Below are 22560 nucleotides of genomic sequence, written 5' to 3'. Positions count from 1 at the left end.
TTTATATATTTATATATGGAATCGAGATTAGGAAGGGTCGGACAAAGCAAACATAAGCTCGCCTTCTGCTACAACCTGATCGCCTACCCTGGCGGTAGCTTGTCCTTTGCCGATTGGCCCTTTTAATCTCGTTATTTGCACTTCAAGCGTCAGCGTATCGCCCGGCTTGACTTGACCGCGGAAGCGGAAGCCGTCAATGCCGGCGAAAAAGCCCAGCTTGCCGCGGTTCGCATCCACCATAAGCATCGCGACCGAGCCTACCTGCGCCAGCGCCTCGACGATCAGCACTCCGGGCATTACCGGATAGCCCGGAAAATGACCGACGAAAAACGGCTCGTTCATCGTGACGTTCTTGATGCCGACTGCCCGAACGCCCGGCTCTACCTCCAAAATGCGGTCGATGAGCAAAAACGGGGGACGGTGCGGTATAATTTCTTGAATTTGGTTAATATCCAGCATGTCAATGAACTCCTTTTCCAAAATTTAATGGTATAAAAAGCAGGTTTATGTACAAAACTATACTTATCCTTCGTGAAACTGCAGTTCATGAAGGTTAAGATAAGGGGCTTGGCACGGGGACCCGAAGCGTCCCCGGCCAAGCCTCTTTGTTCATGTTAGTTATGCCGCCGACGCTAATGGCCGGGCGGGGTTTCTGCAAGCGGCTTGTTAAGTGATCTGAACAGAACGATATACATAATGGAAGTAACGAACGAAAAAGCGATAACCGCCCACAAATACACATGGGCATTCGGAACCTCGAAAAAGATCAGCATAATCGCCGCATAAAAAAGAACCGTCGTCAGCTTTCCCATCCAGTTGGCCGGAACCGTCCTTTTCCCCCGGAAATGTGAATACAGCCCTCCCGCTATCATGCCAATGTCGCGTACAAACATTGCGGCTGCCGCCGTCCATGAAATATGTCCGGAAATCAGCAGCGACACGATCACCGTGATCATCATCAGCTTATCGGCCAGCGGATCGAGCATCATGCCGGCCGTCGTCACCTGCCCGCTGCGACGCGCGATGTAGCCGTCGAGCACGTCGGTAATGCCGGCGGCGACCATGATCAGAAACGCGGGAATCATATGTCCTTTCACAAAAACCATTATGTAAACGGGGATCAGTACAAAACGCAATGATGTTAAGAGATTCGGCAGATTCAACCCTTCACGCTCCTCTACCTGGTGCTGACTGTCCATCATGGTTCCCAACTATTATACAACTACCTTCCAGAAAAATAAAACCGTCCGCTTGAAGGATTGTGATTCAAAATCGCTGCGCCCGAACCGACATTATTAATAGAAGAAAGTTACTTTAAAGATGAAAGGACAAGAATGCCGTGAATTTCGTTTACGGAAAATGATGCCGTTTAAGCCTGCGCGCAGGCTTACGGCCTTCCTGCTTGTGCTTGCGCTTGCCATAACCTCGGCTGCAGTCCCGGCCGCAGCGGCGGAGGATTCCGTCACCGGCCTGGAATTCGATTATGATTATGTGTATGACACCGTAACGCCCATGCAGAACAGCCGGCGGCTTCGCGGGGCGCAGCAAAAAAGCGGAACCCGGCATGGTTCCGCTTCTTTCTTTTTACCAACAAGACTTCCTTACGATTCAGCAAAAATCAGGTCATATAAATGCCGCCAGGTCGACCAGCTGAACACGTCTCCCGTGGGTCCGTGCCCGATAACAACGTACCCGGCATACAATCCGGCTATAAGCATGATAATCATAATGAGCGGCACAATGCTTCTGCGCAAAATCCACAGCAGCACATTCGCCCATTTGGGCCGTTGCTTCTGCTTCGAGCTCCCTTCAGCCTTCGCGCGTACGACGCGCTTCCTGCTTCCCGTACCGCTCTCCTCAGGTTGACTACCGATTCCGCCGATTTCTTCGCGGTCGATTCGTTCATCGGCCATACTCATTTTCATCATCCTATCCTTACGCGCGCAATCCGTTTGCCAGGCCCATCATCGTATCGCTTGAGGATAACGCTCTTGCCGCCAGTTGATAAGCGCGCTGCACATTAATAAGCTCGGTCATCTCATCCGTTAGCACGACGTTGGATTGCTCCAGGAATCCTTGGCGAAGCGAAATAAGATTTTCCGAATCCGGTATTACCTCTTGAACGACATCTCCAACATTAATGCCGCCGGCAACTACAAACAGGTTATCAGAAACCGCCGTAAGTGCGGCAGGCCGCGACGACTGCAGCAGCTTAATGCTGCCCAGCCCGATCGTCCGGAGCGACGATACTCCCAGCACAGAGCCGTCCGGATTCACCCGCAGCTCATAGCCCTGCGGGACAACGATATGGCCTTCCGCGACATTTCCCGTTACGGGATCCGTTACGTTAGCCACTACCGGGTAGCCGTCTTCCGTTGCCAAAATGGTATCACCGTTTTCCCCTACCGTCAACTGAAACGCCCCGTTTCGCGTATAGCCGCGGTTGCCGGCATCGTCGACCTCAACCTCAAACAGCGCATTTCCCTCGATCGCAATATCGGTCGTTTTGTCGGTGCCCTGCAGCGGACCCTGAGACAAATTAGGCTGCACCATCGTCATTCTGGCACCCCAGCCTTGCATGAAGTCGAGCGGCGTCCGGCGTCCGGGCTGGCTGAATTCCCCCGGTTGGCTTCTTACATTGTTCAGCAGGTCCTCGAAGGTCGCTTCCTTACGCTTGTAGCCTACCGTGTTCACGTTCGCAATGTTATCGGCCAGCAAATCCAGCTTCTGCTGAAGACCGTTCATCGACACCATTGCGTTGATCATCGAGCTGTTCATCCCGCAGCACCTCCTTAATCTCCGTCTCCGCTAGATGCGCCCGACATCGTTCACGGCCTTGTTCAAGCTTTGGTCATAAAATTGGATGACCTTCTGATTCGCTTCATACGCGCGCAGCGCCGACATCAGATCGACGGCCGCCTGAGCGGCGTCCACGTTGGAGCGCTCGACATAGCCCTGCTTGACTTCAACGCGCTCGTCCGCTGCGATCGGCACCGCTTCCCCGTCCTCCGTCGCAAACCGGAAATTCCCGTTCCCTTCGCGCACAAGCTGATTCGGATTATCGATCCGGCTGATCAGCAGCTGTACCCCGATATCCGTACCGTCCGAGTCCACGAACCGCTGGTCGTCCGTCAGCAGCAGGCGGTCAAGCCCTACCCCTTCTGGCATCCGTATAGGCTGTCCATCCGTACCGAGCACGCTGGAGCCGTCGCCGGACATTAGAAACCCCTGCTCAGTCAGCGAAAATTTGCCGCCCCTCGTGAAGCGCTGCTCTCCGTTCTGATCCTGGAGGGTAAAGAAGGCCTGCGGCTGATACGTGACCTCGCCGTCCGGCGCCACATATTTGCCCGATGCGTCAAACGCAATTCCGTCCAGGTCAATATTGGAAATCAGCGCAAAATCCGAGGAGTTGTTCGTCTGCATCAAATCGCCCTGCAGATGGATAGACAAGCTCTCCTCGGCGAATATGCCGCTCGTTAACTTGCCTATCGTCTTGGCATTCTCCGGCCCCGCTCCGGTCAGGGACAAAAGCATCTCCGGAAACGACCGCGTAACCGCGTTCGTCTGCTTATAGCCCGGCGTATTGATGTTGGAAATATTGTTCGTTACCGTATCGTGCCGCCGCTGCTGGGCGATCATGCCCGATGCTGCGGTATATAAACCTCTTAGCATTGCTGTAACCTCCCGGTCCGCTTCCAATCGTACTTGCTTTATATATTATCGGTTGAAAGCAAGGCTGCCTTTATAGCATGTCCATGCGACCTGCGACTTACCTGCGCCTCGGCTTCGCCCCCCTATGGCTCCCTACCCGCGCAGTTAAGCTGATTACAGCAGACGCCGTCCTCCTTACTTCTTCCTGAGCTTGTCCAAGTGATCCAGCAGGATGCCCGTCCCTTTCACTACGCAGTGCATCGGGTCCTCGGCGATCAGCACGGGAACCTTCAGCTCCTCCGCGAGCAGGGCATCAAGCCCGTCCAGCAGCGCTCCGCCGCCGGTCAGAATAACGCCGCGGTCGATAATGTCCGACGACAGCTCCGGCGGCGTTTGCTCCAGGACCGCTTTGGCCGTAGAGACGATCGACATGATCGGATCCCACACCGCTTCGCGCACCTCGTCCGAACGGATCGTAACCGTGAGCGGAAGACCGGACACCATGTCCCGTCCGCGGATGTCGATCTCCTCCCGGCGTCCGTTCTCAATGACCGTTCCGATCTTGATCTTGATTTCCTCGCTCGTTCTTTCGCCGATCAGGAGCTTGTACTTATTTTTGATAAACTTCATAATCGCGTCGTCGAACTTGTCCCCCGCGATCTTAATAGAAGAGGCGGTGACGACGTCGCCCATCGAAATAACGGCAACATCCGTCGTGCCTCCGCCAATGTCTACGACCATATTGCCGCTGGGCTGGAAAATATCCATTCCAGCCCCGATCGCGGCTGCCTTCGGTTCATCCTCAAGAAAAACTTCCTTCGCGCCGCTTCGTTCCGCGGCCTCGCGAATGGCCTTCTGTTCTACCGAGGTAATATTCGTTGGTGCGCAAATCAACATGCGGGGACGGCTTAACCACTTTCTCCCTTCAACACGGTCGATGAAGGCTTTGAGCATAATTTCCGTAATTTCAAAATCCGCGATGACCCCGTCCCGCAAAGGACGGATAGCCACAATATTGCCCGGCGTGCGCCCGACCATGCGGTGCGCTTCCTCGCCGACGGCCAGCACTCTCTTCGAATCGCTTTCAATCGCAACGACCGAAGGCTCATCGAGAACAACGCCTCTTCCTTTCACGTGAATAGATACATTAGCCGTACCTAAATCGATGCCGATATCCTTGCTTAACATAAGCCTTAAGTCCCCCAACGAATAATGATTACGTAACGTACAAATAGCTCCCTTGACTTGGAAACCGTTGCCGTATATTATTCGCCAAAAAAGACCAATTTCCTCTATAATTCGCGAAAAAATCTCATACTTTACCTGCCGCCAGCACTTCCCGTTTCTTCGAGCTCGTTTTCTTGTACTTGATCTTGGTCGCTTCTCCTCCCCTCAAATGCCTGATCGATTTGTGGTACTCGAGAATGTGCTTAACCTGATCGGCCAGATCGGGGTTTATCTCAGGAAGCCGCTCAGTGAGGTCCTTGTGCACCGTACTTTTAGATACGCCGAATTCTTTGGCGATCGTACGCACCGTATGCTTCGTTTCCACGATGCAGCGGCCTATTTTTATGGTTCGCTCCTTAATGTAATCGTGCACGTTCCCGCCTCCCTACTCGAGATAGTTTGGTACATTATATGAGTCGAGTGGGTATATATTCGTTATGGCCAAGCCTGACAGGCAGGAATGTGAATAATTTTTCAGAAAAATGAAAAACAGGCAGGGGTTTCGCCCCTGCCTGTAAGACTTTAGACCTATTTTCTCATGTACACTCGCTTGCCTGGAACATTTACTCCTTGATGAGCGAGCTCGGATTGATCGCCTTGCCGTCCTTAAGCGTCTCATAATGAAGGTGGATGCCCAGATCGCGTCCGACGTCGCTGCGGCCGGCAATCGCGATTTTTGTGCCTTGCAGCACATCGTCGCCTTCCGCAACTTGAACCTCGGCTACGCTTTGGTATACCGTCACGAGACCGTCGGCATGAGTAATCTCGATTACGTTGCCGTTCGTCGCGTGCTGCTCCACATGCGTAACTTTACCCGACAAGGCTGCCAGTACATCGAAGGTGTCGCCGGAAGGGCTGACGATATCGATTCCCGTGTTCGGCACAAATTCGTTGCCCACTTGCACGAGAGCCGCTTCCTGTTCCGATTCCGGTGCGTTTACGTCGAAGTACGGACGCTCTACCTTGAGAGCGGCAATGTCGACAACCGGCCATTTGACCGCTTCGTCTCCTGCCGAGACCACCGGCGTTTCATCATTTTGACCTTGCGCTGCAGTACCTTCATCCCCTTGCGAAACATCAGTGATATCGGCCGGTCCCGTCGTAGGACTCGATTGATCCGCTCCCTGATAGATCCACATTAAGGTTACGATAATTGCTGCCGCGGCCATGAAGATTGCTGGAGATACCCATCTCTTTGCAAACAGGTTCTTCAGTCCACTGCTAGATTTGGCGGCAGACGTTTCTCCCAGGACATTGTTTTTGGGAGTTTCTTCTGGTCTTTGCTTTGGTTTGTTTTGATCATTCATTTGCTATCACCTCACTAGCCATTGTTGCCAGAACTGCTAGGTTTATACGTGAGATGATATACATTTTTAAGAGTTTTCTCAGATTGGAAGCTTCGAAGCTTGTTCGACCTTCGTTCCGGTATAGTAATAGCGCAAAATATCCTCCGCCTGCTTGCCGTCCTGCGCCATTCCGTTTGCGCCCCATTGGCTCATGCCGACGCCGTGGCCGTACCCGTAGGTGGTGATCGTGACGGCATCCTTCTTGACCGACCAAGCGAATTGGGAGGAAGCCAGGCCGAGACGCTCGCGAACCTCTCTGCCGCTGAACGGTTCTCCATTGATGGTAAGCGATTTGATGCGGTTGCCGTCCGTCCTGTCGGTCACTTTAATAGAAAGCTTTGCGGACGCTTTTTTGCCGGTTAGACCCATTTTTGCATAAAACTGCTCCTTTGTGATCGTCACGGTTTCCTTATAGCGCGGGGAAATATCCGCATCCCACGGGCTCGCTACGCTTCGCAAATACGGAAGCGGCTGATCCCAGTATTCCTCGGAATTTTCCGTATATCCGTTGCTGGTAGAGAAGAAAGCCGCCTGGATCGGCTCACCCCCGTAGGTGATGACAAGCCCTCTCGTCTCCTCTACAGCCCGCTTCAGCTTTGCGAGATTAGCCTTCTCCTGATCGCCTGTCCACTTGCGCGCAAGCTGAGCGACCGGCACGTACACCTGATGCTCGATCGTATCCGTCACGTCGGCCTTGTCCGTATTCATCCCGCTCCGGTCCCCGAGCGACAAACGCCGGACGATATACGTCCGCGCCGCGATCGCCTGCGCCTTCAGCGCCTCCAGCTCGAAGTCTATCGGCATTTCCCCGGCCAGAACGCCCTGCACGTACGTCTCCAGCGGCACGGTTTCAATGCGGTTTTCCTCCGTCAAATAAATCCGGACGCTAATCCGGTCGAGAGCTCCTTCAGCTTCAGTTTCCTCTTTCGTCCCGCCCTTGCCGCCGCCGCTGGCCGCCCGGCCGGAATCGTCCCCCCGCGCGGGCTTGGCCGATCCGGTACCGGCTTGTCCCTTCAGACCCGCCTGATCCGGCACGGTCCGCGCGGAGTCCGCCGTACCGGCGCCAAAAGCGGGCAGCTGCGACACATCCCTGCCGGCGGAAATTTCCGTCACGGACAGCCGGATGAAGACGACTGTCGCGCCCAGCAGCATCCCTACTCCAAACCATTGCCATATGCGTCCTACAAACGGGTGATTCGAGCGCCATGGCGGCCGCCCTATTCTTCTTCTCATGCCTACCCCTTCCCATCCTGGCCGGACGGCTGTAAGCACTGAATATTGAACTTACGCCACTCTCTTAATCCAGCCTTGATGGTTTTATTCTATGAGTCCGAATAGTAGGGTAGAACCCGCCGGAATAGGGCGGCCTTTCGCATCAATCGTGCCTGAGCGCCTCTACGGGCCTCAGTCCGGCGGCTTTGTTGGCAGGAAAAATACCGAAAATAACGCCGACAACCGCCGAAAATACGAAAGCTGCAAGCACCATATCCGTCGATACGGCCGTCTCGGTATCCATCACTCTGCCGATGACGATGGAAGCGGCGTATCCCAGCAAGATGCCCAGCACCCCGCCAAAGCCGCTGATCGTCACGGCTTCTACCAAAAACTGAAAGAGAATGTCCCGGCGCTTCGCGCCCAGCGATTTCCGGATGCCGATCTCCCTCGTACGCTCCGTGACGGAAACGAGCATGATGTTCATAATGCCGATGCCGCCGACGACCAGCGAAATCGCCGCGACGCCGACCAGCATCGTGTTCATCGTTTCGTTAACCGAGCTTAACGTTTCCATGGCGTCTTCCTGATTAAAGATGCGGTAACTTTCGGAATCTCCGCGGAATTTCTCGGTCAGCCGGACCTCGAGGAGCGCCATGACAGCATCCATCAGATCCATATCCGTCACCTGGATATACACCTGGCGCACGCCGACGCTCTGGAAAATCCTTTGCGCCGTGGACAGCGGAATCAATATTTTCTCGTCGTTGGAGCCCGTAAGCGAGCTGCCCTTGGCCTCGAGCAAGCCGACAACCGTAAATCTCAGCCCGTTGATCAAAATGATTTTGCCTACCGGATCGTCCGTTCCGAACAAATCGTTTGCCGTCGTTACGCCGATAAGAGCAACCTTCTGGGTGTTCCTTTCATCTATAGAAGCAATGTAGCGGCCCGACTGCACGCTAAAATCGTTGACAGCTTCATATTCCGGCGTGATGCCCTCGACCGTTACAGTAGCGCTCGTTTTCTCGTATTTGACTGAGGACGAGCTGCTCACGACAGGAGATATGCCGGCGACGTTCGGAATGTCGGCGAATTCCATCGCTTCTTCCTTCGACAGCGTCGTCTCCGTCCCTCTGCCGGTGATGGTGACGGACAGCATATTCGTGCCCAGCGTCGCCACCTGCTCCTCCACCTGCCGCGAGGAGCCTTCGCCCATTGCGACAAGCGCGATGACGGTGGCGACTCCGATCAGAATGCCGAGCATGGACAGCGCCGTCCTAAGCTTGTTCGACAAGACGCTTTTCAAAGCCATCCGGAAGCCTTGCGTCAGCTTCATCGCCCTCACTCCTTTGCTCGCTGAGCACGCCGTCCCTCATAATGACGGTCCGTTTCGCTCGGTTTGCCACATCCATATCGTGGGTGATCAGCACGATGGTATGCCCTTCCCGGTTCAAATCCTCGATCAGCGCGAGCACCTCTTGTCCGGTTTTCGTATCCAGCGCTCCGGTCGGCTCATCGGCCAGCAAAATCGGCGGATGCGTCGCCAGCGCCCGCGCGATCGCCACGCGCTGCTGCTGTCCGCCGGATAGCTCGCTCGGCCGGTGGTGCATGCGCTGCTCGAGGCCGACCTGGCTTAGCGCCTTGAGCGCCCGCTCTTTCCTCGCTTTGGCTGAAAGCCCTCCATAGATGAGCGGGAGCTCTACATTTTCGAAAGCCGTAAGCCTCGGCAGCAAATGAAAGCCCTGAAAAATAAACCCGATTTTGCGGTTCCGGATTTCTGCAAGCTTATTGTCGCTTAAGCCCCTTACCTCGGTCCCGTCAAGCCTGTAGCTTCCTTCCGAAGGAGAGTCCAGACAGCCGATCACGTTCATGAGCGTGGATTTGCCCGACCCGGAGGGCCCGACAATCGCCATAAAATCCCCCTGCCTGACTTGAAGCGATACCTGCTTCAGAACCGTGACCACCTCGCGCCCCATCACATACGACTTGGACAGCTCCCGAATATCGATTAAGACGGCCGATTCCCGCTCGCTCATTGTCCACCGCCTTGCGTTCTGACGGCTCCGCCGGTGCCGCCGCGTACGCCTCCGCCGCCCATGCCGCCGCCCGGGAATTGTCCTCCCATGCCGCCGAAGCCGCCAGGCGCCATGATTTGCGTTTGCGTCTGGGCCGCAGCCGTACCGACCGTTCCCTGGGGCAGCGGAACGAGCACGGAATCGCCCTCCTTCAGCCCCGAAACGATTTCTACATAAGTTTCATCGCTTATGCCGACCTCAACCGCGACCAACTGCCCTTCCATCTGCATGCCGCCTGCCCGGGCCGTATTGCCCCCGGCCGCAGCGCCATTGGTCCGCTGGCCGCCGGCCGCGCCCTGGGCGCCCGTTGCTCCCTGCCGCGTTCCGCCGGCAGCACCTTGCGCGCCCGCTGCGCCCTGCTGCGCTCCGCCGGCAGCGCCTTGCGCGCCCGCAGTGCCCTGCTGCGCTCCGTCGGCAGCGCCTTGCGCGCCCGCTGCGCCAGGCACCCGCACGTAGGTGGCGCCGCGCATCTCTACCACCGCATCGGCGGGCACGACAACAACGTCCTGCTTGGATTCGATGACGATATCGATCGAGCCCGACATCCCCGCGATAATTCCGTCGATATCGGTTAGAGAAACCGTAACGTCATAAGCCGCAACCCCATTCGAAGCCGTCCCTTCCTTCGCGATGTCTACAACTTTGCCTTCATAAACCTTGTCCGGCAATGCGTTCAAATGAACCTTCGCGGTCTGATCGAGCTTTAAATCAGGGATATCCAACTCGTCCACCTGAACGACAAAGGTAAGGGCTTCGTAATTTACAATTTCAGCTATGACCGCGCTCCCCTGCACCTCGTCGCCGGCTTCGATATCGCTCGCCGTCACGGTACCGTCGATCGGGGCGACGACCTGCAGCGTCTCCTCCTGCTGCTCGTACAAATCGTCCAACGATTGCCGGTTTTGCTCGATGTCCAGCTTTAACAGCTCCATGCTGTTCGTCAGCGACTGCTTCGTCTCCGCTTCGTTCTCGGTTCCCGTCGCTTCTTTATACTGGGTTTCGTACTGCGTCATCTGCAGCTCCTGCTTTTTCATATTAAGCTCCAGCTGCCTGATCTGGATGCTTACATCCTCCATTTCAAACGCCGCCAGAACTTGTCCCTTTTTAACCTTGTCTCCCGCCTTAAAACCAAGCTTCTCGATCGTGCCGTTCGTCCCGGCAGTCACCGTAGCCCTGGAATCGGCGTTCACCGTCCCGCTTCCGCTTATTTTCACCTCGATATCGCTTCTGCCGGCCTGTACCGTCCGCGAGGTTGACGTTTGCACCGCAGCAGCCTCGCCGCGCATAAAATAATAATAGTACACTCCTGACCCCGCGGCGGCCAGCACGATTACGACCCCGATCCATAATGCCCATCTCTTCATGTACGCCATTCCACCTTCCATCGGTCTTGGTTCACGCCCACTATAGCACCGGAAAATGAACGCAGCATGAACATCCTGACGGGCGGAAGCAGCTATATTTCCAAAAACACAAAAAAGGCACCCCCGGGCTTGCCGATCGGTGAAAGTCAGTTGCCTGACCTGTCACTCGGCTTAATCCGCGAGGGTGCCGTTCATGAAAGTTCCGTTCCAAATCCAAATGAGCCCCTATAAAATGAAAGCTCTCTTACTGGTCTAATCTAATATCCCACTTCTTAAAGGAAACAACCGTGCAGGCGCCTTCCGAAAAAACCTGTATCCCCTGGGATTGGGGACCCGGGTAAATACGGCCGGTCATTACCTTCTCCCCGCCTTGAATAAATACTTCAACGGAAGATTTGTCGACGAATATCCGAAGAGCCAGATGACCTTCCTGCAGCTCGACCTTGGTTCTGCGTTCGCCTCCGAGGCCGATGCCGGAACGATCCCGGTTAAAGCGAACAAGGCACTCCTCAGGACGGTAAGCGATAAGCGTTTCTTCCTCTCCGCCGGTTCGAAGCTTTAAACCGAACTCCTTCGCTTCTTCTGCGCGGAATACAACTTCAAGCTCGTAACAATCTCCGCATACTCTCATGTCCCGCAAGCCGTCCAAACTCAAATTCGACGCCTTAAAGCCATTGCTGCGGAAAGCCTTCGTTTCTTCCAGCGGCTGAAACAGCAATTGATCTCCGCGCATCGTTACTTCACGGGGCATCGACATGGCGCCCGCCCAGTAATGTCCGAGCTGAGTCGGAATTTCCGTCTCCCACGTCTCCATCCAGCCCATGACGATCCGTCTGCCTTTATCGTCAATCGTCGTCTGAGGTGCATAGAAGTCAAAGCCGCAATCCACCTGCTCGTACCGGTCGTAATGAAAGCGGCCCGACTCCGTATCCAGACGTCCGATCATATAAGCCGTTGAATGGAGGTTTTGATAATCATCGCCTTGTGCGGGCATCCGCTGCGGAGACAGCATCAGCACATCGTATCCGTCCAATTCAAACACATCCGGACATTCCCAGTTGTCGCCCATTTGGCCGTCGCTCCGCGCGACCTCGCCCACGTAATCCCATTTGAGGAGATCAAGCGAGCGATACAATAAAATCAAACCTTTGCTCTCGCCGTCATTCGAGCCAAGCACCGCATAATAAATGCCCTCGCGCTCGAAAACCTTCGGGTCACGAAAGTCCTTCGGACTTGCGCCCGCCGGAATTTGCTCCGGGCCGAGTACGGGGTTGTTTGCCAGCTTCTCAAAACGGATGCCGTCCGTTGAAACGGCAAGATTCTGATTTTGCTGATAGTCCCGATCTTTGTCCGGCCCTGTCACGATATGGCCTGTATACATTAAATACAGCTTCCCGCCCATCTGAACGGCACTGCCGGAGAAGCATCCGTCGCGGTCATAGTCTTGGTCCGGAGCAAGCGCCACCGGCTGGTATGTCCAATTCATCAAATCGCTGCTCACCGCATGCCCCCAGTGCATCGGTCCCCATACGGGCTGAAACGGGTAATGCTGGTAGAACATATGATATCGGCCGTTGTAGAAAATAAATCCGTTCGGATCGTTCATCCAGCCGAACTCGCCCATCAAATGATAAGCAAGCCGGTATTGGTCGTTCAGCAAATATTTTCTTTCGGCAATAAACTGGTCGGCATTCTCTCTTGTGTACAGAATAAAGCATCCAACCCTTACTTTTTATTTAATGGAACCTTGCATAACACCTTGAATGATATACTTCTGTGCGAATAAATAAACGATTAACACGGGCAATATGGTAAGCATGAGCCCCGCCATCAACGGGCCGTAGTCAACGGTGTACGTGCCGAAAAAGTAAAAAGTCGACAGCGGCAGCGTCCGCTCTTCAGGCGCAATTAGTACCAGCGACGGCAGAAGGAAGTCATTCCAGATCCACAGCACATTCAAAATCGCGATCGTCACCGTAGTCGGCGTCAGCACCGGAAAGACGATACGGAAAAAGGTTTGTGTCCGGGTACAGCCGTCCATTAGAGCCGCTTCCTCCAGCTCTGCCGGAATGCTTTTAACGAAGCCGTGATAAATGAACACCGCAAGCGGACTGCCAAATCCGATGTACATATAAATCAATGCCCACTTGCTGTCCAGAAAACCGATGGAACCGTAAATTTTGACAAGCGGAATCATAATCGCCTGAAACGGGATAATCATGGCGGCAACCATCAGGAAAAACGTGTATTGATTAAGCCTGGACTGATTTCGAACAAAATAATGAGCGGTCATCGCCGCTAACAAAGAAATCAGCAAAACGCTGAGCACGGTGATTACAATGGAATTCGTAAACCCCGATACGTAATCCATTCTTTCGAATGCATCCGAGTAGTTGGAGATATTTAAGCTCTTCGGCAGCGAAAGCGGACTTGACGTAATCGCCTTGTTTTCTTTGAAGGAATTGACAAGCAGCAGCAGAAACGGAAAAACAAACAGAAGCAAGCCGATCAGGAGGGCGCCGAATTTGGTCCAGTCGAGCGCGGCATTCGATTTATGCATTACGCCTCTACCTCCATTTTTTTGCTGAAGTACACCTGTGCAATCGTAATGATCGCGACCAGCAGGAACAGGACAAACGCTTCCGCTTGGCCTACGCCGTAATCCCTCGAAAGAAACGCCTTTTCGTAAACATGCATCGAGACCATCTCCGTGCTTTTGAAAGGACCGCCCTTTGTCAGGGAAATGTTCAGGTCATAAACCATGAAGCCCCTTTGCAGGGAGAGAAAAATACAGACGATAAAAGAAGGCACCATGAGCGGCAAAACCATTTTGCGCAGTTTCGTCAGCAGGCTTGCACCGTCGATGCTTGCCGCCTCCATAATGTCGTTCGGTACGTTCATCAGTCCGGCTACATAAATAACCATCATATAACCCGCATACTGCCATACCGTGACGATAATCATCGCCCAGAACGCTTTATTCGGGTCAGCCAGCCATGAATCGCCGAATAATGGAAAGCTCAGCTCCTTGCCCAAATACACCAGAACGTTGGAGAAAATGAACTGCCAGACAAATCCGAGCACAATGCCGCCGACCAGATTCGGAATAAAAAAACCGGCCCGGAACAAGCTTTGTCCCTTTAACCCGCTCGTCAAAGCATAAGCAAGCAAAAAAGCAAACGCATTAATCAGAACGACGGTAACGAATACATATTTGAGCGTTAACAAAAAGGATTTCCAGAACACCGTATCCTGAAAAACGGAAAAATAATTTTCAACTCCGACAAAAGTGCTTGTCGTAGAAATGCCGTCCCAATTCGTAAAGGTCAAGTAGATCCCGTACAGGAATGGAACGATCATTACAGCAAGAAAAGCGAATAAAGTAGGACCGGTAAAGAGCAGCCGCAGTCTCAAACGATCCCACAGCCCTTTTTCCGTCGTCATCATGATCCCCCGCATTCATTTAAGTTTTGCCGGTTCACCGGCGTTAAAGATAAGACCGGCCTGCCCCGCTATCCGGCAGGGCAAGCCGGCGTTCGTATCCCTTCCTTATTTAACCGTCTTCCAATAATCCTGAATTTCCGTCAGCAGCGTTGCACGGTCGGCCGCTCCCGCCAAATATTTTTGCATGGAAGCTCCGATTTTCGCCCAGTGGTCGGCCGGCAGCGTGCTCATCGACTCCTCTGATTTTCCTTTCGCAATATAGTCGGAAATCGATTTGGCAAGCGGATCCTTCGCTTCGAGCTTAATGTTCTTGAATGCGGGAATGATGTTCGCCTGATTGACCAGGAAATCCTGACCCTTCTCGCTGTATACCATCCACTCCAGGAACGTTTTGGCCGCGGCTTGCTGCTCTGCCGTATTCTTTTCTTTGTCGAGAACGAGACGTTTCGATACCGCGGAAGAGATTTGGGTGTTGCCAAAATCGTCCGCATTGTTGCTGACCGGTACAGGCAGGAAGCCGTATTGGCCGCTTGCCGTATCAAAGCTGCTGATTTGCGGCCATGCCCAGTTGCCCTGGAACCAGATGCCCACTTCCCCTTTGCCCAGTACCTCAGGGCCTCTCTCATAAGTGCCGGACAAAGGCGATTTCTTATCAATGTTGTACTTTGCCATCAAATCAAACGTATCCAGCAATCCGTTAAACACACTGTTGCTTGCAAGATCAACTTTGCCTGCCTTCAGATCCTCCACGAACCGTGCCACTGCGGCCGGATCGCTGGATTGGCCGGCATAGGCCAGCGGCAAGTAGTGGGCGCCAAGCGACCAGTCCATCGGCGAAACGATGAGCGGAGCTTTTCCTGACGCTTCGATTTTCTGGAAGAGCTGCTCGAGCGCATCGGTCGTCGTAATCGTTGCCGGGTCAAAGGAGCCTCCTACCGCCTGATCGACAACGGCTTTGTTATAAATAAAGCCATAACCTTCAATGGCGAGCGGGAATGCATAATTTTTGCCGTCAAACGTCGTGAGCGAGGTGCTGCGGTCAACCGCATCCGCCATCCACTTCTCTCCGCTTAAGTCCAGGATCCGGTCCTTAAACTTCTCCACATCGCCGGTATCGAGCATCGTTATCGTAGCCGGGTTACCGGACGCGTACAACGCGGACGCCTTTTCAAACGGGGATTGGCCGGCCGGTACCGGGATAATTTCCAGCGTAATATCCGGATAGTCCTCTTTGAAGGCCGCTGCCGCCGCCTCCAGCTGGGATTGAATTTCGCCTTTTGAATTCAGCAGCGTAATCTTTACTCCGGAACCGCTTTCCTGCTGCTCATTTTTTCCGCAAGCAGCAACAAACATCATAACTGCAAGAGACAACGCCAGAACCTTCATCCATTTCATCGTTTTCATGTAAATACCCCCCGATATTTCATAGGTTTAGACGATACGACTCAAATCATTCATAAACCGCTTACATTCCGTATTATATAGCTGTCACCTTCGTATGTCAAACGTTTGACATATCAACCGTTTGACATAATATTGGAAACATAAAAAAACCCTTGATTATCAAGGGTTTTCTCAGCCAAATATTATGTTGTTGCCCGCTCGATTAACGATACCGGGAGAACATTTTCGGGCCGGTACTCCTCTTCGTTCATTTGCTGCAAAATCAGGTCTACGGCCATTTGCGCCATTTGTTCGATCGGCTGCTTAATCGTCGTGATCGGCGGCATCATCCAGCTGGCTGCATTAATGTCGTCATAGCCGATGATTTTGACATCCTCCGGGACACGTTTGCCGATTGCCGCGCATTCCTTAATGACAAAGGCGGCGATAATATCGCTGGTCGCAAACAAACCGTCAATATCCGGATGCTCCTCGAAAAGCCGGCGTATGATCCTTCCGTACTGCAGCTGCTGAAAGACGTCTATATCCGTTTGTACGACAACCGGCTCCATACCGTTCTCCTTCATGACTTCAAGAAACGCTTCGGTCCGCCGGTTCGCTAGCAGCTGGAGCTCCAGGTTGCCGCATATATGAGCGATTTTCCGGCAGCCTTGCGCGAGCAGCAGCTTGGCCGCCATGCTCCCGCCCATCCGGTTATCCGAGGAAATATAGGGAATATCCGTTCCGATCTGCCGGTCGATCGTTACGATCGGCGAGTTCAGATGGATATATTCCTCAACTTGCAAGGTATGGCTTCCCATGATGATGCCATCGACGCGATTGCGCTTCAGCATATCGATATAATCCTTTTCCTTGACCGGATCGAGCTGTGAATTGCACAGCAGCATTTTAAAGCCTTTCCCGTATGCGTAATTTTCCACGTGGTTCGCGAATTCTCCGAAAAACGGATGAGCGACATTAGGAATAATAAGTCCGATCACGTTCGACTGCTTTCTTAGCAGGGAACGCGCAATTTCATTCGGCTGATAATTCAGCTGCTCCATAACCTTGAAAACCTTCGCTCTCGTCGCCTCGCTTATGTAGCCCCGGTTATTCAGAACGCGGGAAACCGTCGTCACGGATACTTTGGCTTTTTTCGCCACATCGTGAATCGTTGCCATGTTTGCCGCTCCTTTTCTCATTCTCTATAAGAGCATATCATGCGAAGCCTATAAAGGCCTAAAAATTCAAAAAAACTGTTGCAAACGAGCCGGATGGGGCTGGTTTGCAACAGCTTTTTCGATGGTCGCTTTATGGCTTATGCCCAGGTAGGCTGAATCTTCAGTACGGCCACTTCTTTCTCGCGTTTGTAGGAAGCCGATTCACTGTCTGCCGCTGCCGAAGCGGCTACGGCTACAGGTACGAGCTTGGCTGAAGCTGCAGCCGCAGACGCTTTTGCCGGAACGGTCGTAACCGCCGCCGGAACGCCGTCGCCCTCCGCTTCCACGCGGATAATGTTCGCGCCAAGCGCCGCCAGCTTGCCGGTAATATTGACATAACCGCGGTCGACATGGTGCAGGCCGGTAACTTCAGTCTCGCCTTCGGCGCGAAGCGCCGCACAGATCAAGGCTGCGCCGGCGCGCAAATCGGTTGCGCATACCTTTGCGCCGGTAAGCGGCAAACCGCCGCTAACGATCGCCGATCGCCCTTCCACCTTGATTTGCGCATTCATCTTCTGGAATTCGTCAACATGCATGAACCGGTTTTCGAATACCGTTTCGGTCACTACGCTGGTCCCTTGGGATACAAGCAGCAGCGCCATCATTTGCGATTGCATATCCGTCGGGAAGCCCGGATGCGGGAGCGTTTTGACATCGACTGATTTCAGAACGTCGCCGGAGCGGACGCGAAGACCGTTGTCGCTTTCGGTAATTTCTACGCCCATCTCTTGAAGCTTCGAAATGACCGGAGTCAAGTGATCGGCAATGGCGCCTTCCACGAACACGTCCCCGCCCGTAATGGCCGCCGCAATCATATAAGTACCCGCTTCTACGCGGTCAGGTATAACATTATGCTTTGCTCCATGCATGCGGTCCACGCCCTCGATGCGGATCACTCCGGTGCCCGCGCCGCGAACCTTGCCGCCCATGGCGTTGATGTAATTAGCCAGGTCTACGATTTCCGGTTCCTTGGCTGCATTTTCAAGAATGGTTGTGCCTTCGGCCAGAGCCGCAGCCATCATAATATTCTCCGTTGCGCCTACGCTGGCAACGTCCAAATAAATTTTTGCGCCTTTGAGACGGGTTTTTGTCTTGGCTTCAATAAAACCTTGCCCCAATGTAATTTCCGCGCCCATCGCCTCAAAGCCCTTCAAATGCTGGTCGATCGGACGTGTCCCGATCGCGCAGCCGCCCGGCAAGGAAATCCGGACTCTGCCTATGCGCGCAAGCAGCGGCCCCATCACAAGGAAGGATGCCCGCATTTTGCGGATGAGCTCGTAAGGCGCTTCGTAAGAAGAAATCACCGGAACCGAGATTTTCATCGTTTCGTTGTTATAGGATAATTGCGCTCCTAAAGAAGCAAGCACCTTCTGGATCGTCATAACGTCGTCGAGGAGGGGAACGTCACAGATGACGCTGTCTCCTTCTGTCGCCAATAATGAGGCAGCCAAGATGGGAAGTACTGCATTTTTTGCTCCGCTGACACGGACCGTTCCCTTTAAACGCTGGCCCCCGCGGACGATAATTTTAGTCATCTTTTGGTTCCCTCCGCGAACTGCAAATTCGATTACCTAAATCGTGAATAAATTGGTACACTACGCCAAACTCAAACTACATCTTATCAACATTTACACCAATCGACAAGCTTAAAATATTTGCCACTTTTTGAATGCGCTTTACTCGACAGAGTCCTGCTCAAACTCTTGAAAATCGGCATTTTTCGGGGACAAAAATGCGTTTTCAAAGCAAACTGGGTCCCAATAAATACCTATTCGTAAGCCGGTCGCATTTTCATACCGTCATGTATTACCATTGTTGACATGTTTCGCATTTGTTATTCGACAAAAGCCCGTAGAAGTACGGTATATCCCCAATATTCAAGCATAAATTTTGCAAGCAAATGGCCGATGACGATGGCCGCGATAACTTGAAAAATTCGGGCCTTCGGACTTCGCGGAAATTTGAAAATGGCCTCCCACTTCACTTCCTGAAGCACGACCCACACAATGATAATTGAAAGAATGACAATGACGATCGAGAACAATCCGGTTATGCCGGAGTAGTTCTGCAGATCGGCGTAAACCCCGTTATCCGCGTTCATGAATCCTCCCGTAACTGTTACGTAATAATCCGGTGCAGCAGCACCGTAAAATCGGCCCGGCTTGCCTTCTGATTTGGCTTAAACAAACCGTCTTCGATGCCTTCGATGATCCCGCTCTGCTTCATTGCGAACAGCATCGGCGCCGACCAGGCCGAACGCTTCACATCGTCAAACGGATTGACGACGGGCAGCTTCGGCTTTATGCCGTCCGCATAGCCGATAATAAATGCCATTTCCGCGCGCGTAACGGGCTGATCCGGCTTGAAGCTTCCGTCCGGGTAGCCTTTGACCCAGCCCTGCTGCACGGCTCTCTTAATCGCATCCGATGCCCAGTGGCCCGCTTTGACATCCTTGAACGTCTTGGCCTGCGCCGGCCCGCTAGCGGGCGGCTTGTAGGCCTTAACAACCATGGCTACCGCTTCGGCTCTCGTTATCGCCCTCTTCGGCTCGAATCGGCTTTCTCCCGTTCCGCTTATGATACCCCTTTTGTTTAACTCAACAATTTCGTTCTCGGCCCAGTGATTTTTAATATCACGGTAGCCGGCCACGAGCTCCTCCGATTTGATTTTTAGCCGGTAATACTGCTTGTCGAAGGGCGCGTCGGCCGCCAGCTTCACGTAATAGACATCGGCACCGAGCCTCAGTTCTTCCGTTTGAAGCTTGCCGCTGGCGCCGGTGGATGCCGTCGTCAGCTGTTTCATACGTTTGTCGTAGACGGTCAGCTTCAAATTCCGGTCAGCCGGAACTCCGGTAATGGCTAAACTGACAATGCTTTGGGCGGCTGTACGGTACTGAAACCAGTCGGTGTCGCTGTAGCTGCCGATTACACCTACATACTCGGTGCCCGGCTTCGCCAAAAACGCTTCGTAAGACTTATCATTCGGTTCGTTCGGATCGTCATAGATCGGTGTATAATCCATTTCCAGCTTGTAAGTGCCGATGGTGGGACTCGCCTCCGATGAAATCGCATTGTGAACACGAATATAATATTTACCTGGCGTGACAGTTATGACTGGTGAGTTTTCCGTCTCTCCCTCCCCTTCGTCGTCGTAAAGAGTCAGCTGCTGTCCCGCTTTTTGAACGGCGAGACCCGGGTCGATTCTGGCCGTATTGGCGCTTAAGGTCAAGCTTAACTTGCCGCCCTGCTTGAACGTTACCGCGAACCAGTCCCGATCGGCCGTTTGATGGAAGTTGCCCGTTACGGACTGCGTCCGGGGCTGAAGCGTAGTCGCTTCATAGGACTTGTCGTTCTGCTCGTAATCGTCCGCTTTCATCGTAAAGCTGGAGGTCAGCTTGTACGGAAGCGGCGAAGCGGCGCTTTGATTGAGAAGCGCCAGTTTGATGAGCTGCTTGCCTTTTTTGACTTTGAAATCCATAGAGCGGCTGGCCAGCTTCGTATCGGAGAAAGCTTGCTGCTTCCCGTTTGCAAAATGCGTCGTTCTCACCGGAGGCACTGCCTTGCCGCTTGGAACGAGCCCTTCGTACCGGATCGTTAAAGTCCCGTCGTAGGGGACCTCGATTGCGTACCAATCCTGATCCGAAGCGCCGTTCAGCACGGCGGAAAGCTGCGTTTGAAGAGGGAATCCGGACGCCGTCCCGGATGTGCCGTTCGGCTCGAAGCGGTCCGGCTTCAAGGAAGCGCGAACGGCCTGATCAACCTGAAGCACGCCATAGCCCGAGCTGCGGTCCACGCCCGCAGCGCCGATGTCCTTAGCGGTCTGGCGCAGCAGTTCGCGGATTTGGTACGGCTTTAGCGATTTGTGGCTCGCCCATACCAATGCCGCGGCGGCCGCCGCTTGCGGAGCAGCCATCGAGGTCCCTTCTTCTTTCTTATATAAACCGCCGACAGCGGTTGTAAACACGTTCCACGGTGCGGCCAAATCCAGCTCGCTGCCCGGGTTTGAGCGCGGATCCGCCGTATTGTTCGCCTTCACTCCCCCGACGGCGAGCACCGTCGGATAAGCTGCCGGGTATTTGACGGCCGCTTTGGACCCGAGGGACTGCCCGTCATTGCCGGCGGCAGCGACGAGCAGCACTCCCTTGCTTTCGGCATATTCCACGATATCCAGCATATAAGGCGAATACCGGTGCAGACCGACGGAGAGCACGACGATTTTGGCCCCGTTTCTCACCGCGTACAAAATCCCTTCGCCAAGCTCCTGCTCGGTGCCGTCCCCGCGGTCATCCAGTGCTTTGATCGGCATAATCTTCGCATTCCAAAGAATGCCCGCTATGCCGAGCTTATTGTTGCCTACTGCTCCGATGATCCCTGCCACGCTTGTCCCGTGTCCGTTGTCGTCTTCGGGCGGGGCTTCAGGGTCGACCAGATTTTTGCCGGGCACCAAGTTCCCCTTTAGATCCGGATGGTCAAGGTCCACGCCCGTATCGACGATCGCAATGGTCAGCCCCGTCTGATTGCGTGCGGTCTGCCAGGCTTTGGGTACGCCGATCTGGTTCAGGTAAAGCTGCTTCGGCAGCTCGGGGTCGTTCGCCTTGATCGTTGCGGCTGTTGACGCTGCCGCAATCTGCGACGAATCGGACGACGCTGGTGCGGCCGAGCCGGCGGACGCTGCAACCTCTGGCGCGTATGCGGTTTTGGACGCGCCTGAGGCGTCGGATGCCGCGCTGTCAGGTGCGGCCGGGTCGGAGGAGGCGGTGGTTTGCGCCTGATTCGCAGCTTGCGCGGATTCCCCAGAGCCGGCGGCTGCAGCGTCGGTCGCTGCGCTTTCAGTCGCGGCAGATTTGGAGCTATCAGGCGCGGCGGCTTCAGCGTTCTGCGCCGATGCGTCAGAACGCAAGATGTGCACCCCGAAATTCGGGTGCACATATTCCACGCCCGGCGTGCTCCGCAGCCGGGCCAGCCATGCTTCTGCGTCAGCGCCGTCGGCGGCTGGACGCACGAGCATAACCGCCGCCTCATCTTGGCGGCGGAGCACTTGCGTCCCGCGCAGCTCGGTTGCGAGCGCGGGGTCGCGCCATTTGAGCAGCCAGCTTTGCGGCTGCTCTGCGGCTTCGGCGGCGGCGGGCGCAGCCGCAGCCGCTCGCGCCACAGGCGCCTGCGGCGCAAGCGCGGCGGAGCCGTTACCCGCCGCGGCGGCACAGCAAAAAACGAGCAGCACTTTTTGAAGCTGCCTTTTTATGGATATAGTAAATTGGCTACGTTTCAACATCGAACTTCTGCTTTTATGTATCTTTTTCATAAAGTTTTAAATTCTAGCCTCTTGCAGCAATCCCTTGTTCCGCCGCCACAAAAGGCCCAAAGGCCTACATTAACACGCGTTAATCCCCATAATTTCCAGCTTTAAAACATCATAAGGCATATTGACATGATCATCAGGAAATCAAACTCGAATCGCGCTTGCCAAACGGCAACCGATATCGTTGGCTGTTGTTTACTATCACTTATTTCAAGGGAATCATCAGGCTACGGTTTCTTTTAGCCACTCTCCCCTCAGCTCAGGATGGAGAAGAAGATCTTTTTCCTGAGCTAAGGGGAGAATGAAGCAAAAAAGTTCAGGAGACGTTCAGGAGTCGGGA

20 protein-coding genes are annotated in these 22560 nt (G+C 54.0%); all 20 read right to left on the bottom strand.

Annotated features, from left to right (window positions below; all coding sequences use genetic code 11):
• Nucleotides 1–27: 27 nt before the first annotated feature.
• A complete protein-coding gene (gene fabZ, locus KP806_RS21015) occupies nucleotides 28–459 on the bottom strand; it encodes a 3-hydroxyacyl-ACP dehydratase FabZ (protein WP_224725710.1) in 432 nt (143 codons plus the stop codon).
• A gap of 173 nt (nucleotides 460–632) precedes the next feature.
• The gene (locus tag KP806_RS21010) at nucleotides 633–1202 is read right to left on the bottom strand and encodes a CDP-alcohol phosphatidyltransferase family protein (RefSeq protein ID WP_224725776.1); all 570 of its coding nucleotides are present in this window, start codon (nucleotides 1200–1202) and stop codon (nucleotides 633–635) included.
• A gap of 399 nt (nucleotides 1203–1601) precedes the next feature.
• Nucleotides 1602–1919, bottom strand: coding sequence for a DNA-directed RNA polymerase subunit beta (locus KP806_RS21005; RefSeq protein ID WP_224725709.1), 318 nt, complete (start codon nucleotides 1917–1919; stop codon nucleotides 1602–1604).
• 16 nt (nucleotides 1920–1935) lie between these two features.
• Nucleotides 1936–2778, bottom strand: a complete 843-nt coding sequence (locus tag KP806_RS21000) for a flagellar hook-basal body protein (protein ID WP_224725708.1) — start codon at nucleotides 2776–2778, stop codon at nucleotides 1936–1938.
• Between the two features lie 30 nt (nucleotides 2779–2808).
• Nucleotides 2809–3672, bottom strand: a complete 864-nt coding sequence (locus tag KP806_RS20995) for a flagellar hook-basal body protein (protein WP_224725707.1) — start codon at nucleotides 3670–3672, stop codon at nucleotides 2809–2811.
• A 174-nt stretch (nucleotides 3673–3846) separates the two neighbouring features.
• Nucleotides 3847–4839, bottom strand: a complete 993-nt coding sequence (mreB, locus tag KP806_RS20990) for a rod shape-determining protein MreB (RefSeq protein WP_224725706.1) — start codon at nucleotides 4837–4839, stop codon at nucleotides 3847–3849.
• A 124-nt stretch (nucleotides 4840–4963) separates the two neighbouring features.
• A complete protein-coding gene (spoIIID, locus tag KP806_RS20985) occupies nucleotides 4964–5251 on the bottom strand; it encodes a sporulation transcriptional regulator SpoIIID (RefSeq protein ID WP_087569465.1) in 288 nt (95 codons plus the stop codon).
• A 190-nt stretch (nucleotides 5252–5441) separates the two neighbouring features.
• Nucleotides 5442–6185, bottom strand: coding sequence for a M23 family metallopeptidase (locus tag KP806_RS20980; RefSeq protein ID WP_224725705.1), 744 nt, complete (start codon nucleotides 6183–6185; stop codon nucleotides 5442–5444).
• Nucleotides 6186–6263: 78 nt separating this feature from the next.
• Complete coding sequence (gene spoIID, locus KP806_RS20975; RefSeq protein WP_224725704.1) at nucleotides 6264–7457, bottom strand: stage II sporulation protein D; 1194 nt, start codon at nucleotides 7455–7457, stop codon at nucleotides 6264–6266.
• A gap of 142 nt (nucleotides 7458–7599) precedes the next feature.
• On the bottom strand, nucleotides 7600–8772 hold the full coding sequence (locus KP806_RS20970) for an ABC transporter permease (protein WP_224725703.1): 1173 nt from the start codon (nucleotides 8770–8772) through the stop codon (nucleotides 7600–7602).
• Nucleotides 8714–9472: an ABC transporter ATP-binding protein gene (locus tag KP806_RS20965; protein ID WP_224725702.1), complete on the bottom strand. Its 759-nt coding sequence runs from the start codon at nucleotides 9470–9472 to the stop codon at nucleotides 8714–8716. Before KP806_RS20965 ends, KP806_RS20970 begins: the two co-directional genes overlap by 59 nt.
• Entirely contained in the window at nucleotides 9469–10875 is a 1407-nt protein-coding gene (locus KP806_RS20960; RefSeq protein ID WP_224725701.1) for an efflux RND transporter periplasmic adaptor subunit, read from the bottom strand. The genes KP806_RS20965 and KP806_RS20960 overlap by 4 nt, the downstream gene beginning before the upstream one ends.
• A gap of 244 nt (nucleotides 10876–11119) precedes the next feature.
• Nucleotides 11120–12535 carry a glycoside hydrolase family 32 protein gene (locus KP806_RS20955; RefSeq protein ID WP_224725700.1) on the bottom strand — a complete coding sequence of 472 codons (1416 nt, stop codon included), beginning with the start codon at nucleotides 12533–12535 and terminating at the stop codon, nucleotides 11120–11122.
• Nucleotides 12536–12607: 72 nt separating this feature from the next.
• The gene (locus KP806_RS20950; protein ID WP_224725699.1) at nucleotides 12608–13435 is read right to left on the bottom strand and encodes a carbohydrate ABC transporter permease; all 828 of its coding nucleotides are present in this window, start codon (nucleotides 13433–13435) and stop codon (nucleotides 12608–12610) included.
• Nucleotides 13435–14319, bottom strand: a complete 885-nt coding sequence (locus KP806_RS20945; protein ID WP_224725698.1) for a carbohydrate ABC transporter permease — start codon at nucleotides 14317–14319, stop codon at nucleotides 13435–13437. Before KP806_RS20945 ends, KP806_RS20950 begins: the two co-directional genes overlap by 1 nt.
• Before the next feature lie 105 nt (nucleotides 14320–14424).
• Nucleotides 14425–15675, bottom strand: coding sequence for an ABC transporter substrate-binding protein (locus KP806_RS20940; RefSeq protein WP_397376420.1), 1251 nt, complete (start codon nucleotides 15673–15675; stop codon nucleotides 14425–14427).
• Nucleotides 15676–15905: 230 nt separating this feature from the next.
• The gene (locus KP806_RS20935; RefSeq protein ID WP_224725696.1) at nucleotides 15906–16883 is read right to left on the bottom strand and encodes a LacI family DNA-binding transcriptional regulator; all 978 of its coding nucleotides are present in this window, start codon (nucleotides 16881–16883) and stop codon (nucleotides 15906–15908) included.
• Nucleotides 16884–17020: 137 nt separating this feature from the next.
• Nucleotides 17021–18457, bottom strand: coding sequence for a UDP-N-acetylglucosamine 1-carboxyvinyltransferase (gene murA, locus KP806_RS20930; RefSeq protein ID WP_224725695.1), 1437 nt, complete (start codon nucleotides 18455–18457; stop codon nucleotides 17021–17023).
• 299 nt (nucleotides 18458–18756) lie between these two features.
• On the bottom strand, nucleotides 18757–19023 hold the full coding sequence (locus KP806_RS20925; RefSeq protein ID WP_224725694.1) for a DUF1146 domain-containing protein: 267 nt from the start codon (nucleotides 19021–19023) through the stop codon (nucleotides 18757–18759).
• A 17-nt stretch (nucleotides 19024–19040) separates the two neighbouring features.
• Nucleotides 19041–22193 (bottom strand): S8 family serine peptidase, encoded by a 3153-nt coding sequence (locus KP806_RS20920; RefSeq protein WP_224725693.1) that lies wholly within the window; start codon nucleotides 22191–22193, stop codon nucleotides 19041–19043.
• Nucleotides 22194–22560 lie beyond the last annotated feature (367 nt).

The organism is Paenibacillus vietnamensis, assembly GCF_020169515.1.
Lineage (GTDB): Bacteria > Bacillota > Bacilli > Paenibacillales > Paenibacillaceae > Pristimantibacillus > Pristimantibacillus vietnamensis.
The sequence above is the reverse complement of the archived record's forward strand: the minus strand, read 5'-3'. Positions and strand labels throughout refer to the sequence as shown.

Excerpts from the sequence above, each read along its gene's own strand:
- fabZ (WP_224725710.1), bottom strand. The coding sequence starts at position 459 with ATGCTGGATATTAACCAAATTCAAGAAATTATACCGCACCGTCCCCCG.
- KP806_RS21010 (WP_224725776.1), bottom strand. The coding sequence starts at position 1,202 with ATGATGGACAGTCAGCACCAGGTAGAGGAGCGTGAAGGGTTGAATCTG.
- KP806_RS21005 (WP_224725709.1), bottom strand. The coding sequence starts at position 1,919 with ATGAGTATGGCCGATGAACGAATCGACCGCGAAGAAATCGGCGGAATC.
- KP806_RS21000 (WP_224725708.1), bottom strand. The coding sequence starts at position 2,778 with ATGAACAGCTCGATGATCAACGCAATGGTGTCGATGAACGGTCTTCAG.
- KP806_RS20995 (WP_224725707.1), bottom strand. The coding sequence starts at position 3,672 with ATGCTAAGAGGTTTATATACCGCAGCATCGGGCATGATCGCCCAGCAG.
- mreB (WP_224725706.1), bottom strand. The coding sequence starts at position 4,839 with ATGTTAAGCAAGGATATCGGCATCGATTTAGGTACGGCTAATGTATCT.
- KP806_RS20980 (WP_224725705.1), bottom strand. The coding sequence starts at position 6,185 with ATGAATGATCAAAACAAACCAAAGCAAAGACCAGAAGAAACTCCCAAA.
- spoIID (WP_224725704.1), bottom strand. The coding sequence starts at position 7,457 with ATGAGAAGAAGAATAGGGCGGCCGCCATGGCGCTCGAATCACCCGTTT.
- KP806_RS20970 (WP_224725703.1), bottom strand. The coding sequence starts at position 8,772 with ATGAAGCTGACGCAAGGCTTCCGGATGGCTTTGAAAAGCGTCTTGTCG.
- KP806_RS20965 (WP_224725702.1), bottom strand. The coding sequence starts at position 9,472 with ATGAGCGAGCGGGAATCGGCCGTCTTAATCGATATTCGGGAGCTGTCC.
- KP806_RS20960 (WP_224725701.1), bottom strand. The coding sequence starts at position 10,875 with ATGAAGAGATGGGCATTATGGATCGGGGTCGTAATCGTGCTGGCCGCC.
- KP806_RS20950 (WP_224725699.1), bottom strand. The coding sequence starts at position 13,435 with ATGCATAAATCGAATGCCGCGCTCGACTGGACCAAATTCGGCGCCCTC.
- KP806_RS20945 (WP_224725698.1), bottom strand. The coding sequence starts at position 14,319 with ATGACGACGGAAAAAGGGCTGTGGGATCGTTTGAGACTGCGGCTGCTC.
- KP806_RS20940 (WP_397376420.1), bottom strand. The coding sequence starts at position 15,675 with ATGATGTTTGTTGCTGCTTGCGGAAAAAATGAGCAGCAGGAAAGCGGT.
- KP806_RS20935 (WP_224725696.1), bottom strand. The coding sequence starts at position 16,883 with ATGGCAACGATTCACGATGTGGCGAAAAAAGCCAAAGTATCCGTGACG.
- murA (WP_224725695.1), bottom strand. The coding sequence starts at position 18,457 with ATGACTAAAATTATCGTCCGCGGGGGCCAGCGTTTAAAGGGAACGGTC.
- KP806_RS20925 (WP_224725694.1), bottom strand. The coding sequence starts at position 19,023 with ATGAACGCGGATAACGGGGTTTACGCCGATCTGCAGAACTACTCCGGC.
- KP806_RS20920 (WP_224725693.1), bottom strand. The coding sequence starts at position 22,193 with ATGTTGAAACGTAGCCAATTTACTATATCCATAAAAAGGCAGCTTCAA.